The sequence below is a fragment of the Pseudonocardia humida genome (assembly GCF_023898865.1).
GTDB classification, from domain to species: Bacteria; Actinomycetota; Actinomycetes; order Mycobacteriales; family Pseudonocardiaceae; genus Pseudonocardia; species Pseudonocardia humida.
Map to the genome: position 1 here is coordinate 36,968 of NZ_JAGSOV010000083.1, position 13,129 is coordinate 50,096.

15 protein-coding genes and 1 pseudogene are annotated in these 13,129 nt (G+C 76.3%); 7 read left to right on the forward strand and 9 right to left on the reverse strand.

The annotated features are described in order from the left end of the window. Nucleotides 1–3: 3 nt before the first annotated feature. Nucleotides 4–2,670: a phosphoenolpyruvate--protein phosphotransferase gene (gene ptsP, locus KDL28_RS36115; RefSeq protein ID WP_252445960.1), complete on the forward strand. Its 2,667-nt coding sequence runs from the start codon at nt 4–6 to the stop codon at nt 2,668–2,670. A gap of 49 nt (nt 2,671–2,719) precedes the next feature. Here the strand turns inward: ptsP and KDL28_RS36120 are convergent, their stop codons facing one another. Both KDL28_RS36120 and KDL28_RS36125 read right to left on the reverse strand, forming a co-directional pair. Then, on the reverse strand, nt 2,720–3,226 hold the full coding sequence (locus KDL28_RS36120) for a flavin reductase family protein (protein ID WP_252445961.1): 507 nt from the start codon (nt 3,224–3,226) through the stop codon (nt 2,720–2,722). An 84-nt stretch (nt 3,227–3,310) separates the two neighbouring features. Then, nucleotides 3,311–4,399, reverse strand: a complete 1,089-nt coding sequence (locus KDL28_RS36125) for a sigma-70 family RNA polymerase sigma factor (RefSeq protein ID WP_443698381.1) — start codon at nt 4,397–4,399, stop codon at nt 3,311–3,313. A 255-nt stretch (nt 4,400–4,654) separates the two neighbouring features. Between KDL28_RS36125 and KDL28_RS36130 the strand changes: the two genes are divergently transcribed. Then, a complete protein-coding gene (locus tag KDL28_RS36130) occupies nt 4,655–5,050 on the forward strand; it encodes a helix-turn-helix domain-containing protein (RefSeq protein ID WP_252445962.1) in 396 nt (131 codons plus the stop codon). Nucleotides 5,051–5,059: 9 nt separating this feature from the next. On the opposite strand, the gene dtd is transcribed toward KDL28_RS36130, so the two are convergent. Together dtd and KDL28_RS36140 are read right to left on the reverse strand one after the other, a co-directional pair. Then, complete coding sequence (dtd, locus tag KDL28_RS36135) at nt 5,060–5,485, reverse strand: D-aminoacyl-tRNA deacylase (protein WP_252445963.1); 426 nt, start codon at nt 5,483–5,485, stop codon at nt 5,060–5,062. Beyond that, nucleotides 5,482–6,972: a DUF7782 domain-containing protein gene (locus tag KDL28_RS36140; protein ID WP_252445964.1), complete on the reverse strand. Its 1,491-nt coding sequence runs from the start codon at nt 6,970–6,972 to the stop codon at nt 5,482–5,484. Before KDL28_RS36140 ends, dtd begins: the two co-directional genes overlap by 4 nt. A 58-nt stretch (nt 6,973–7,030) precedes the next feature. Here KDL28_RS36140 and KDL28_RS36145 point away from each other — a divergent pair, with 58 nt between their 5' ends. The 3 genes from KDL28_RS36145 to KDL28_RS36155 all read left to right on the forward strand — a co-directional run bounded on the left by KDL28_RS36145 (nt 7,031) and on the right by KDL28_RS36155 (nt 8,545). Next, nucleotides 7,031–7,609: an HhH-GPD-type base excision DNA repair protein gene (locus tag KDL28_RS36145; protein ID WP_252445965.1), complete on the forward strand. Its 579-nt coding sequence runs from the start codon at nt 7,031–7,033 to the stop codon at nt 7,607–7,609. 30 nt (nt 7,610–7,639) lie between these two features. Continuing rightward, a complete protein-coding gene (locus tag KDL28_RS36150; RefSeq protein ID WP_252445966.1) occupies nt 7,640–8,047 on the forward strand; it encodes an ArsR/SmtB family transcription factor in 408 nt (135 codons plus the stop codon). 180 nt (nt 8,048–8,227) lie between these two features. Then, nucleotides 8,228–8,545 (forward strand): DUF3099 domain-containing protein, encoded by a 318-nt coding sequence (locus tag KDL28_RS36155; protein ID WP_252445967.1) that lies wholly within the window; start codon nt 8,228–8,230, stop codon nt 8,543–8,545. 39 nt (nt 8,546–8,584) lie between these two features. On the opposite strand, the gene KDL28_RS36160 is transcribed toward KDL28_RS36155, so the two are convergent. Continuing rightward, a complete protein-coding gene (locus KDL28_RS36160) occupies nt 8,585–9,451 on the reverse strand; it encodes a carbohydrate kinase family protein (protein WP_252445968.1) in 867 nt (288 codons plus the stop codon). 2 nt (nt 9,452–9,453) lie between these two features. Then, nucleotides 9,454–10,341, reverse strand: a complete 888-nt coding sequence (locus KDL28_RS36165) for a pseudouridine-5'-phosphate glycosidase (protein WP_252445970.1) — start codon at nt 10,339–10,341, stop codon at nt 9,454–9,456. Between the two features lie 132 nt (nt 10,342–10,473). On the opposite strand from KDL28_RS36165, the gene KDL28_RS36170 reads away from it, so the two are divergent. Both KDL28_RS36170 and KDL28_RS36175 read left to right on the forward strand, forming a co-directional pair. Continuing rightward, nucleotides 10,474–10,722, forward strand: coding sequence for a DUF3039 domain-containing protein (locus tag KDL28_RS36170; protein WP_252445971.1), 249 nt, complete (start codon nt 10,474–10,476; stop codon nt 10,720–10,722). An 87-nt stretch (nt 10,723–10,809) separates the two neighbouring features. Next, on the forward strand, nt 10,810–11,454 hold the full coding sequence (locus KDL28_RS36175) for a class I SAM-dependent methyltransferase (protein WP_252445972.1): 645 nt from the start codon (nt 10,810–10,812) through the stop codon (nt 11,452–11,454). Here KDL28_RS36175 and KDL28_RS41885 read toward each other — a convergent pair. From KDL28_RS41885 to KDL28_RS42315, 3 genes and pseudogenes are all read right to left on the reverse strand, one after another. Further along, the gene (locus KDL28_RS41885) at nt 11,382–12,008 is read right to left on the reverse strand and encodes a TetR/AcrR family transcriptional regulator (RefSeq protein WP_252445997.1); all 627 of its coding nucleotides are present in this window, start codon (nt 12,006–12,008) and stop codon (nt 11,382–11,384) included. The two genes, KDL28_RS36175 and KDL28_RS41885, sit on opposite strands and share 73 nt — an antisense overlap. A 32-nt stretch (nt 12,009–12,040) precedes the next feature. Then, on the reverse strand, nt 12,041–12,400 hold the full coding sequence (locus KDL28_RS41890) for an alpha/beta fold hydrolase (protein ID WP_252446000.1): 360 nt from the start codon (nt 12,398–12,400) through the stop codon (nt 12,041–12,043). Continuing rightward, a pseudogene (locus KDL28_RS42315) lies at nt 12,306–13,031 on the reverse strand (alpha/beta fold hydrolase); the annotation flags it as partial. The pseudogene KDL28_RS42315 and the gene KDL28_RS41890, both read right to left, overlap by 95 nt. Between the last annotated feature and the right edge of the window lie 98 nt (nt 13,032–13,129).

Here is a 13,129-nt window from a genome sequence, read left to right on the forward strand (position 1 = left end):
CGGGTGGTGAGCTCGCCGGTCGGTCTGGTCGTCGTCTCGCACAGCAGGCCGCTGGCCGCCGCCGCGGTGGCGCTGGCCCGCGAGATGGCCCCGGCCGGGCTGCTCATCGAGGTCGCCGCGGGGATCGACGGCCCGGACGGCCCCGCCTTCGGCACCGACGCGGTGGCGATCGCGGCCGCGATCGCCGCCGCCGACCGCGGGTCCGGGGTCGTGGTGCTGATGGACCTGGGCAGCGCGGTGCTGTCCGCGGAGCTGGCGCTGGACCTGCTGGAGGACCCCGACCAGCGCGACCGGGTGCTGCTGTGCCCCGCGCCCCTGGTCGAAGGGCTGGTGGTGGCGGCCGTGGCGGCCGCGGGTGGGGTGGGCCGGGCCGAGGTGGCCGCGGAAGCGACCGGGGCGCTCGCGGCGAAGGTCTCGCAACTGGCGGTCGAGCCGGACGGGGTCGAACCGGGTGGGGTCGAGGCCCCGCCGGTGCCCCCGCCGCGCCACCCCGGCGGGGGCGCCGGCGCCGAGCCGGGCGCCGACCTGGAGGCCGGTGCCGCCTCCGACGCGGCCGCGGCCGGGCAGCGCCGTGCCGGTGAGCGACGGGCGCAGGAGCGCGCGGCGGCCGTCTTCGTCGTCACCAACCCGCACGGCCTGCACGCCCGGCCCGCCGCCCGGCTGGTGGCCCTGGTCCGCAGGCTGTCCGCCGCCACCCACTGCGAGCTGCGGCTGCGCAACCGGAGCACCGGCTCGCAGTGGGTGCCGGCGGGGAGCATGGCCCGGGTCGCCGTCGTGGGCGCGGAGGCCGGGCACGAGGTCGAGATCGAGGCCACCGGCGACGGCGCGCGAGCCGCGGTCGACGCGGTGCTGGAGCTGGCCGGGCGGCACTTCGACGAGCCGGTCGAGGCCCCCGCGCCCACCCCGGCCCCACCCGCCCCGGCCCCGGTCGACGCGCCGCCGAGGGTCCTGCCCGGGGCGCCCGGGATCGGCGTCGGTCCGGCGCGGGGGCTGGGGCCACCACCGGTCACGGTGCCCGACGACCCGCCCGACGACCCCGGCACCGAGCGCGCGCGCCTCGACCGCGCGCTGGCCGACGTCGCCGTCGCGATCACCGCGTCCCGCGACGCCGCCGCCCGCGACCTCGGCCCCACCGAGGCCGCGATCTTCGACGCCCACCTGCTGCTGCTGGAGGACCCCGAGCTCGCCGGGCGCACCCGCACCGCCGTCGACGCCGGTGCCTCCGCCGCCCGGGCCTGGGCCGACGCCGTCGAGGGCGGCGCCACGGCGCTGGAGGCGCTCCCCGACCCCTACCTCGCCGCGCGCGGCGCCGACGTCCGCGCGGTCGGGGAGCAGGTCCTGCGCGCCCTGTTGGCCGCCCCGGGAGGTCAGGAAGGTGGCCTTCCTGAACCGGGAGGCGGCGGGGACGGCGGCGAGCGGGTGGTGCTGGTCGCGGCCGACCTGACCCCGGCGCAGGCCGCCGGGCTCGACCCGGCCCGGGTCGCCGGGGTGGTGCTGGCCGGTGGCAGCCCGACCGCGCACGCCGCGCTGCTGCTGCGCGCCCGCGGCGTCCCGGCCGTCATGGGCGCGGGGCCCGGCGTGCTCGACGTCCCCGACGGCACCGCCCTCGCCCTCGACGGCACCACCGGCGAGCTCGTCGTCGACCCGTCGCCCGAGCGGCTGACGGCCCTGCGCGAGCGCGCCGCGGCCGGCGCCCGGCGCGAGCGGGCCGCCGGGGAGCGGGCCGGTGAGCCCGCCCGCACCCGCGACGACGTGCACGTCCTGGTCGGGGTGAACGTCGGCTCGCGGGCCGACGCCGAGGCCGCCGCCGGCGCCGACCTCGTCGGCCTGGTGCGCACCGAGTTCCTGTTCCTCGACCGCGACCGCGCCCCCGACGTCGACGAGCAGGTCGCCGCCTACCGCGGCGTGGCCGAGGCCCTCGACGGCCGCCGGATCACCCTGCGCACCCTCGACGTCGGCGGCGACAAGCCCCTGCCCTACCTGCCGCTGCCGCGCGAGGCGAACCCGTTCCTCGGGGTGCGCGGCATCCGGCTCGCCGGCCCGCACCCCGCGCTGCTGCGCGAGCAGCTGCTGGCCGCGGTCCGGGTGGCCCACGAGACGCCGGTCAGCCTGATGTTCCCGATGGTCGCGGCGCTCGAGGAGCTGCTGGCCGCCCGCCGCGAGCTGGACGCGGTCATCGCCGCGGAGGGTCGCGGCGCGCCGGCCGGCCTGCAGGTCGGGATCATGGTCGAGGTACCGGCGGCGGCGCTCAAGGCGGCGGCGTTCGTGCCGCACGTCGACTTCCTCAGCATCGGCACCAACGACCTCACCCAGTACGCGCTGGCCGCCGAGCGCGGCAACCCGGCCGTGGCCGCGCTGGCCGACCCGCTCGACCCGGGCGTCCTGCGGCTGGTCGACGCGGTCTGCCGGGCCGCGGAGGGCCGCGCGCTGGTGGCGGTGTGCGGGGAGGCCGCGGGCGAGGAGGTGGCGGCGCGGCTGCTGGTGGGCCTGGGCGTGCGGGAGCTGAGCGTCGTGCCGCCCCTGGTCGCGGCGACCAAGCAGGTGGTGCGCGAGCTGGACGCCGGGGCGGCCGCGCTCGCCGCCGCCGGCGCCCTCACCGCGGACAGCGCCGCGGCCGTCCGCGCGGCCGCGGCCGATCGACCCCGGAGTTCAGGAAAGCCACGATGCTGAACTCAGAGGGCAGCAGCGTGGCTCTCCTGAACCGGGGTGCGGGGCAGGCTCAGCCGAGCGGGGGACCGGTGACGCCGTAGTTGCCGCGGTAGTAGAGCAGCGGCGGGCGGTCGGGGGCGGCCCCGAGGTCGTGCACCCGGCCGACGACGATCGTGTGGTCGCCGCCGTCGTACTCGTTCCACAGGGTGCAGTCGACCCAGGCGCTGACGCCCTCCAGGATCGGCGAGCCCGACGGCGCCGCCCGCCAGGGCACACCGGCGAACTTGTCGGCCCCCGAGCGGGCGAACCCGACGCTGAGCTCCTGGTGGTCGGCGGCCAGCACGTTGACGCAGAACGCGGCGGCCTGCCGGATCCGGGGCCACGTGGTGGACGTGCGCGCGGGGGCGAAGGTGATCAGCGGCGGGTCGAGGGAGAGCGAGGCGAAGGACTGACAGGTGAAGCCGGCCGGTCCGCCGTCGCTCATCGCGGTGACGACCACGATCCCCGACACGAAGTGCCCCAGGACCTCCCGCATCACGGCGGGGGAAACCGGTCCGGGCGGCGCGCTACCCGTCATGTCGGCCACAGTAGTGTCCAGGACGGCGGCGGGGACCGCCGCCGAAGCGACGATCCCCACAGATCGTTCGTGCCGTCGTGCCGGTCAGCTGGCGTAGGCCCGCAGCCGGTCGGCCCGCTCGCCCAGGCGCAGCTTGGCCATGACCTCGCGCTCGATCTGGCGCACGCGCTCGCGGGAGAGCCCGAAGCGGCGCCCGATCTGGTCGAGCGTGCGGGGCTGGCCGTCGTCGAGGCCGTAGCGCATGCGGATGACGTTCTGCTCGCGGTCCTCCAGGGTGGCGAGCACGCGGCGCAGGTCGTCGTGCAGCAGGTGCGAGATGACCGTGGTCTCGGCGTCGGCCGACTCGCCGTCCTCGATGAAGTCGCCCAGCGGCGCCTCCTCGTCGGAGCCGACCGGCATGTCCAGGCTCACCGGGTCGCGCGCGTGGTCGAGGAGGTCGGCGATCTTCTCCTCGGGGATGCCCGACTCGGTGGCCATCTCCGCGTGGGTCGCGTCGCGGCCGAGGCGCTGGTGCAGGTCGCGGCGGATGCGGGCGAGCTTGTTGACCTGCTCGACCAGGTGCACGGGCAGCCGGATCGTGCGGGCCTGGTCGGCCATGCCGCGGGTGATGGCCTGGCGGATCCACCACGTGGCGTAGGTGGAGAACTTGAAGCCCTTGGCGTAGTCGAACTTCTCCACCGCGCGGATGAGACCCAGGTTGCCCTCCTGGATCAGGTCGAGCAGCGGCATGCCGCGGCCGGTGTAGCGCTTGGCCAGCGACACGACCAGCCGGAGGTTGGCCTCCAGCAGGTGGTTGCGGGCGCGGCTGCCGTCGCGGACGACGTGGCGCAGGTCCGACGCGTACTGCTTGTCGAGCTGGCGACCCTCGGCGGCCGCGGTGTCGAGCACGTGCTGGGCGAACACACCGGCCTCGATGCGGCGGGCCAGGTCGACCTCCTGGGCCGCGGTGAGCAGGGCGGTCTTGCCGATGCCGTTCAGGTAGACGCGGACCAGGTCGGCCGCGGGGCTCTGGGCGTCGAGGTCCTCTGCGGACAGCTCGGGGCGCCCGGACTCCGGCATGATCTCCTCGATCGACTCCTCGGTGGCGTCGACGGTGTCGCGATCGGTACGCTGTGCCGGGACCGTCGACACCGTCGAACGGCCGCCCCGCGCTGCGGTGAGTGACGTCGTCATGTGGTTGAGTTCCTCCCCTGCGCGACCCCGGGCGGGCGTGGTGTGCCTCCTGCCGGGGTTCTCAGTGCGTCCAACGCGCCGTCACGCCGTAACGTTCCCAACACGGCGATGTGCCCTCGACCACTCTCAGCGGCCTTTCAGGCTCGTCCTGGTGTAGGTACCCGGCTTCACCGCCGTCACACGGGCACCCCTGTCCGGGCCCTCTTCACGGGGCTCCCGCTCGTAGCACCCGGGCCGGGGCAGCATGATGGAGCCATGAGCGCGGACGGTGACGGGACCCGGTCGAAGTCGGCGTGGACGAACCCGCTGGGCGAGTTCATCCGCGGCCAGCGCCAGCTCGCCCGGCTGTCGCTGCGCGAGATGGCCGCGATGACCAGCGTCTCCAACGCCTACCTGTCGCAGGTGGAGCGCGGGCTGCACCAGCCGTCGCTGAAGGTGCTGCAGTCCATCGCCGAGGCGCTGCAGCTCTCGACCGAGCAGCTGCTCAGCCAGGCCGGGTGGGCGACCGGGGCGTCCGAGGCGGGGAAGGGCGCCGCCGAGCCGCCCGCCCCGACCGGCACCGAGGACGCCATCCGCGCCGACCCCCGGCTGACCCCGGAGCAGCGCACCGCGCTGATCGGCGTCTACCGCAGCTTCGTCGGCGACGACTGAGCCGGGCGGTCAGGTCTCCACGAGCACGGTGAACGGGCCGTCGTTGACCGATTCGACGGCCATGCTCGCCCCGAACACCCCGGTCGCGACCGCGGCCCCCCGCTCGCGCAGGTGCGCCACGACCGCCTCGACGAGCGGCTGCGCGTGCTCCGGTCGGGCCGCGGCCGACCACGACGGCCTGCGGCCCTTGCGGGTGTCGCCGTAGAGCGTGAACTGGCTGACCACCAGCAGCGGGGCCCCGGTCTCGGCGCAGGAGCGCTCGTCGGCCAGCACCCGCAGCTCGTGCAGCTTGCGGGCCATCGCGGCGGCCGCGGTGCCGTCGTCGTCGCGGTGCACCCCGAGCAGCACCAGCAGCCCGGGGTCGGTGATCTCGCCGACGACCTCGTCGGACACCCGGACCGCGGCCCGCAGCACCCGGGCCGCGACCGCCCTCACGGCCCGGCCGGGCGCAGCAGCCCGTGGCGGACGAACTCGCGCACGGCGGGCAGGGTCGCGGCGACCAGCTCGTCGGCCGGGCGGTCGTGGGCGAACGACAGCAGCTCGACGAGCTCGTCGAGGGCGAGCGCGCCCTGGCAGCCGGCCAGCAGGGCGGCGGCGGGCTCGTCGACCTCGTGGCGCCAGCGCGGCCCGTCCATGCGGACCACGGCGGCGCCGACCTCGTTCCAGCCGTCGGTGCCCGACTCGGCGTAGCGCTCCAGCACGACCGACGGCGCCAGGACGAGCCGGGCGCCGAGCAGCGCGTCGTCGGTGGCGTGGGCGCGCAGCCAGTCGACCCGATCGAGCCAGCCGTCGACCTCGGGGCCCAGCGGGTCCTCGAACTCGCCGTGCAGGTCCTCGAACACGACGGTGGGCGGCCCGTCGGTGCGCCGCAGCACCAGGTGGCCGAAGCCGACCGCCTCCACCCGCTCCTCGGCCATCCAGTCCAGCCAGACCCCCGCCTGCTCCCTGGCCAGCGGCGAGGCGGTGTCCAGCCCGCCGTCGCGCTGCCAGGTGCCCACGTGCAGGGCCGGGTCGGCGACCTCGCGCTGCACGACCCACGCGTCGACGCCGTCGGGCAGCCATGAGCGCAGCCGGTCGGGCCAGTCCTCGCCGCGCACGTGCAGCCAGGAGCCCAGCAGCTGGGCGACGCCGCCCGGGGCGAGGTGGTCGGGCAGGGTGCGGACCAGCATGGCCAGCGCGTCGTCGCCGCCCATGCCGGAGTCGCGGTAGACGAAGTCGACGCGCGGCGGCCCGGGCACGAACGGCGGGTTGGACACGATCCGGTCGAACCGCCGCCCGGCCACCGGCTCCAGCCACGGTCCCCCGAGCAGTTCGACGTCCAGCTCGTTGAGCGCGAACGTGGCCCGGGCCATGGCCAGCGCCCGCGGCGCGACGTCCGTGGCGGTGACGGCCGCCGCGTGCCGGGTGGCGTGCAGCGCCTGCACCCCGCAGCCGGTGCCGAGGTCGAGCAGGGTGCCTGCGGGGCGCCGGGCCGTGGCCGCGGCCAGGGTCAGCGACGCGGCCCCGACGCCGGTCACGTGGTCGCGCTCCTGGCGGCGGCGGTCGAGGTCGGACAGCACCCACCAGTCGCCGTCCTCGTCGCCGTAGGGGCGCAGGTCGAGCACGGCCTCCCAGCCGTCCCCGTCGCCGCGGTCCGCCGGGCGCAGCAGCCCCGCGGCCGCGGCGTCGGCCGGGTCGAGCGGGGCGAGGGCCGCGCGCACCGCGGCATCGGGCTCGACCGAGCCCAGCAGCAGCATCCGGACCAGCACGCCCAGCTCGCCCGCGTCGCGGGTGGCGCGGTGCGCGGGCTCGACCTCCCCGCGGCCGAGCGCGGCGTGCGCGGAGCCGCCGAGCAGCGCGCGCACCCCGTCGGTGGAGTAGGAGGCCTTGGCCAGCGCGGTGCGCAGGGCGTCGGCGACGGCGGGGGAGAGCTGCGGATCCACCCCCCGATCCTCCCGGAGCCCGCGTCGCGGGGCGCCGCGGGGCGCTAACCTGCTCGGCGTGCCGCTCCGCCTGAGCCAGAACGCCGACGCCGACGCGCTGCTCGACCGCGACCCGCTGGCCCTGCTGATCGGGATGCTGCTCGACCAGCAGGTGCCGATGGAGCACGCCTTCTGGGCGCCGGCCGAGCTGGCCGCCCGGCTGGGCCGCGACCGGCTCGACGCCGCCGAGATCGCCGCGCACGACCCGGAGGCCCTGGTCGCGATCTTCGCCACGCCGCGGGCCCTGCACCGCTACCCCAAGGCCATGGCCGCGCGGGTGCAGGCCCTGTGCGCGGCGGTCGTCGAGCACTACGACGGCGACATCACCCGGCTGTGGGCCGACGTCCCCGACGGCGCCACCCTGCGCTCGCGGCTGGTCGCGCTGCCCGGCTACGGCATGCAGAAGGCGCAGATCTTCACCGCGCTGCTGGGCAAGCAGCGCGGGGTGACGCCGCCCGGGTGGCGCGAGGCCGCGGGCGCGTACGGCGAGGAGGGCGGCTTCCGGTCGGTCGCCGACGTCGTCGACCCGGAGTCACTGGCCAAGGTCCGCGAGACGAAGCAGGCGGCGAAGGCGGCGGCCAAGGCGGCCAAGGGCTGACCCGTCCGGGGCCGGGCTAGGGTCGACGGGGTGCACCAGGTCCCCCCGGCGCTGCGCGGAGCGCGCGTCATCGACCCCGACCAGGTGTGCGACGCCACGGCCGTGCTGGCCGACGCGACCGGCATCGACCGCACCGCGGGCCTGCTCGACGCGCTGGGCGACACCAAGCGCCTGAGCATCGTGCTCGCCCTGCGCCACGCGGGTGATCTCTGCGTCTCCGACCTGGCCCTGTCCGTCGGGATGAGCGACAGCGCGGTCTCGCACGCGCTGCGGCTGCTGCGCGCCCACGGGATGGTCAGCGCGCACCGGCAGGGCAGGCTGGTGCGCTACCGCGTGACCGGCGAGCTGACCCAGCGCCTGCTCGACGTGGTCTCCGAGGTCGTCGTCGGCGAGGTCTCGCTGCACGCGCACGCCTCCGGGAACGACGAACCGGACTGATCGGACCGCGCCCGACGGGGAGTGACGCAGGGCACGTCCCGTGCGACGGGGTGGGCAGGCGCCGGGTCGACGCCGGTGGCACGATTGGACGTGGCGGTCGGGTGGCCCGACACAGGTCGCGGACCATCGCGGTGCATGCCGCCGACGACAGCGCCCCACCGGGCGCCAGCGAGGAGCACCATGTCAGACCCTCAGCAGCGTGCGGCGCAACCGGTGCTGATCACCGACGCGGAGCTGTCCTACGAGGAGTCCCTCAAGGTCCGCAAGCAGCGCTACAAGGTCATGATGGGGATGCGGATCCCGCTGATGGTGCTGGCCGCGGTCTTCTACCAGATCCCGTGGCTGGCGGTCAGCCTGCTGGTGCTGTCCATCCCGCTGCCGTGGATGGCCGTCCTGATCGCCAACGACCGGCTGCCCCGCAAGGTCGAGAAGGTCAACCGCTACCAGGCCGACCGGCGCGCCATCGAGCCCAAGGAGCACCCCGTCATCGACGGCTGACCGTCGAGGACGACCGTCGTGACCAACAGGCCCTGTTGATCACGGCAACCCCGTGCTGGACGGGGGCGGGCGGGCTCCGAAGGTGGCGACGGCGGCCGCGCCCGCGCCGCAGCCGGCCCGCAGCGCCTCCATCGGCCCGGCGCCGGTGAGCCAGGCCACCAGCAGCCCCGCGTCGAACGCGTCCCCGGCGCCGGTCGGGTCGACCACCTCGGCGGAGGGGGCGGGCACCGCCCACACGCCGTCCGCGTCCTCCCAGGTCGCCCCGGCCGCGCCGCGGGTGGCGGCCACCGCGCCAACGCCGGGCACCAGCGGGTCGGGGCCCAGCGCGGCCAGCTCGTCGGCGTTGGGCAGCAGCAGGTCGACCCCGCGCACCCAGTGCCGGAACTCCCCGGTCAGCCCGGGCGCGGCCTGCGGGTCGACCGAGCGGCTCAGCCCGCGCTCCGCGGCGGCGGCCAGCGCCACCCGTCCGGCCGCCCGCGACGACTCGTCGAGCAGCACGTAGCCCGACAGGTGCAGGTGGTCGACGCCGTCGAGGTCGGGCAGGTCGTCGGGGGAGAGCCGGGCGGCGGCGCCGCGGTCGGAGAGCATCGTGCGCTCCCCGTCGCCGAGGAGCACGACGACGGTGCAGGTCGGCGCGCCGGCGTCGACGGCGAGCACCGGGCGGACCCCGGCGTCGGCCAGGTCGCGGGCCGCCGCGCGCCCGGCCGGGTCGTCGCCCACCCGGCCGACCATGGTCACCTCCGCGCCCAGGCGGGCCAGCCAGACCGCCGTGTTGGCCCCGGCCCCGCCCGCGCCGGTGCGGATCGCCGCCGGCACGTCGGCCCCGGGCACCACCGGGCGCCCGGGGGAGACCAGCACGTCGAGCGCCACGTCGCCGACCACGACGACCCGGGGTGCGCGGGACATGCTCAGCGGGCCCCCGCGACGGCGACCCGCGCCGCCAGCTCGGCGTTGGCCCGCACCAGGGCCAGGTTGGCGCGCAGGCTCGCCCCGCCGCTGCCGGCGTGGAAGTGCGCCAGCAGGGCCGGGGTGACGTCCTTGCCGGTGATCCCGCGCTCGGCCAGCAGGGCGAGGCCCTCCACGAGGAGCCGGTCGTGCAGGTCGGCGTCGAGCTCGTCGGCGGCGGGCACCGGCTGGGCCAGCACGGCACCGGCCGGCGCGCCCAGCTCGCGGTGCGCGCGCCAGGCCGCGGCGGCCTGCGCGGGCTCGTCGACCCGCCAGGGCACGGGGTGGCCGGAATCGCGCCGGTAGAAGCCGGGGAAGGCGTCGGTGCGGTAGCCCAGCACCGGCACCGACCCGGTCTCCAGCACCTCCAGGGTGGCCGCGACGTCGAGGATCGACTTCACCCCGGAGCAGACCACCAGCACCGGCGTGCGGGCCAGCGCGCCCAGGTCGGCGGAGACGTCCCAGCTGTCCCGGGCGCCGCGGTGCACCCCGCCGAGCCCGCCCGTGGCGAACACCTCGACGCCGGCCAGCCGGGCCAGCGCGGCCGTGGCGGCCACGGTGGTGGCGCCGTCCCGGCGCAGCCCGACGGCCGGTCCGAGGTCGCGGACGGAGAGCTTGCGCAGCTCGCCGGAGCAGACCCGGTCGAGCTCGTCGGCCGACAGCCCGACCCGCGGCACGCCGTCCAGCACGGCGACGGTGGCGGGCACCGCGCCCTGCGCGCGGACCGCCTCCTCCAGGTCGTCGGCCGCGTAGCGGTTGCCCGGCGCGGGCAGGCCGTGCGCGAGCAGCGTGCTCTCCAGCGCGACGACGCCGACCCCGCCGGACAGTGCCTGTGCCACCTCCGCGGACACGCGGACGGGACCCTCCCCCGGGGAACCGCTCACCACTCGCCTCCCGTTCGGGCCGTCCGCTCCGCCCGGACCCTACCTGCGGCGGTCCGAGCGGTGGCTGACCCGCTCCGTCGGATGCGGCATCATGGGCTCATGGCCACCCAGGTGCTGCCCGATGTCGAGACCCGCCCCGAGGGCACCGACACCACCGGCGACGACACGCCCAAGATGTTCCACTACGTCCGCAAGAACAAGATCGCGGAGAGCGCCGTGCTGGGCAACCTGGTCACGGCCCTGTGCGGCGAGACCTTCCCCGTCACCCGTTCGCCCAAGCCCGGCTCCCCGGTCTGCCCGGACTGCAAGAAGATCTACGAGTCGTTGCGACCCGGCGGCGACAGCTGACGGATCGCTGGTTGAGCGAGTCGAATCGGGGAACTCGTCACTGTGCGGAATGACACGGCCAGCCCGGATGGTCGCTGGACTGCAACGATGCGTGGCTGGATCTACGACCGGCTGGTGGCGGGGATGACCACCGGCTGGTACCGCGAGGTCCTCGACAGGCTGCCCAACGGCGCCCGCGTCCTGGACGTCGGCATCGGCACCGGCGCGGCCCTCGCCGGCTGCGCGGAGCTCGTGCGGTCCAAGGACCTGCAGGTGGTCGGTCTCGACATCGACCCCGACTACCTCGAGCGGTGCCGGGGCGAGATGGCGCGGGCGGGCCTGGCCGGCCACGTCCGGCCCGTCCTGGCCTCGGTCTACGACCACGACGACGGCCCCTACGACGCGGTCTACTTCAGCGCGAGCCTGATGCTGCTGCCCGACCCGGTGGCCGCCATCTCGCACACGGCCAAGCTGCTGACGCCGCAGGGGCGGCTGTTCAGCACCCAGACGTTCCACCACCGGCGCTCCGCGGTGCTCGAGCGGATCAAGCCGATGCTGCACCGGGTGACGACCATCCACTTCGGGCGCGTCACCTACGAGCACGAGCTGCGCAACGCGTTCATCGCCGCCGGCGTCGAGCTGGTCGAGCTGACGACGATGAGCGACAAGGGCAGGTCGTCCTACCGCCTCGCGGTGGGCCGCGTCCGCGGCGCGGAGGGCGACCTGGGCGACGGCCGGGCCAGCGCCGCCTGAGTCCCGGCCCGCTCGAACCCGTCGAGCAGGGCGGTCAGCCCGAAGCGGAACCGCTCGTCGTCGTCGGCGCCGCTGCCGGCCGCGCCGACGACCTCGGCGACCACCAGCCCGACGGTGAGGCTGCGCACGCACTCGACCATCCACGATCCGGTGCGCGCGGCGAACCCGGCGGCCGCGAGCCGGTCGGCGAGCCGCGCGTTGCCGGTGTCGACCGACCCCGCCCGGGTGACGAACACGCCCACCGCCCGCGGGTGGCGGTGCAGCACCTCGCGCACCCGCCCGGCGTAGGTGGCCAGCTCCTGCCGCCACGACGCGGCCCCCGCCGGGCTGTCGAGGTCCATCTCGGCGTGCAGCGCGTCGACGATGCCGTCGAGCAGGGCGGCCTTGTCGGGCAGGTGGCGGTAGACGGCCATCGGGTCGACGCCCAGCTCCCGGCCGAGCCTGCGCATCGAGAGCCCGGCCAGGCCGTGCCGGTCGACGAGCCCGAGGGCCGCGTCGACGATGCCCTCGCGGGAGAGGGCCGCGGTCACGGCGTGGCCGCGGGTGATCGACACTCGAACATGTGTTCGAGTGTAGTGGCTGGCCCTCAGCCGCGCACCGCTGCGGCCACCCCCGCCCCGGGCCCGTCCGCCGCGACCACTCCGTCGCGGTAGGGCGCCAGGAACGCCTCCAGCGCCGCGAGCACCTCGTCGGGGGCCTCCTCCGCGACGAAGTGGCCGGCGCCCGCGACGACCAGGCTCTGCACGTCGTCGGCGACGAGCCGCAGCGCGTCCGCGACGTGCTCCCCGAAGCTCGCCGCGCCACCGATCGCCAGTACCGGCATCCGCAGCCGCCGGGTCGCGCGCTGCGCGTCCTGGGCGATGGTCGCGTCGAGTGCCCGGTAGAAGCCGAAGCTGGCGCGCAGCGCGTCCGGCTCGGACAGCGGGCCCACGTAGTAGCTGATCACGTCGGCCGGGAGCTTGCGGGCGGCCGCGTCGAACTCCCAGCCGAAGAAGACGTCCTCGCGGCCCCGGACCAGCTGTTCGTTGATCTTCTCGAGCCGGTTGAAGGACAGGGTGCCAGAGCCGGTCGTTGACCGGTCCGGGGACCAGCACCGGCGGTGAGGGTGCCGCCCCCGGCGATCCCGGGATCTCGGCGAGGACCGCGCGGTCGATCCGGTCCGGGTGGTCCGCGGCGAGCGCGTAGCCGATCGCGAACCCGGTGTCGTGCCCGACCACGGCGAACCGCTCGTGGCCGAGCGCACCCATCAGCGCGACCATGTCGCCGGCGAGGGTGGCGGTGTCGTACCCGTCGGCGGGCATGTCCGACAGCCCCCGGCCGCGCTGGTCGACGGCGACGACCTCGAAGTGCCCGGCCAGGGCGGGCATCAGCAGGCGCCAGGCGTACCAGGTCTCCGGCCAGCCGTGGACCAGCAGCAGCGGCGGACCCTCACCCCCGACGACGGCGTGCAGGCGCACGCCACCGGCGTCGATGTAGCGGCTCGTGAACGTGTCGGCGAACCCCGCGTCGAGGCCGGGCGCGCCGGAGGCGGAGCCGGGGCCCTCGGGGGCGGGCAGTGGACGGGACGACGAGCTCATGGGGAGCTCCTCTCAGACCGGCGGAACGCTGCTCGATGACGCCACCGAGCCTGCTCGTCCCGTCCGGCGCGTCGCGCCGGTGCGGTCACTGGCCTGCT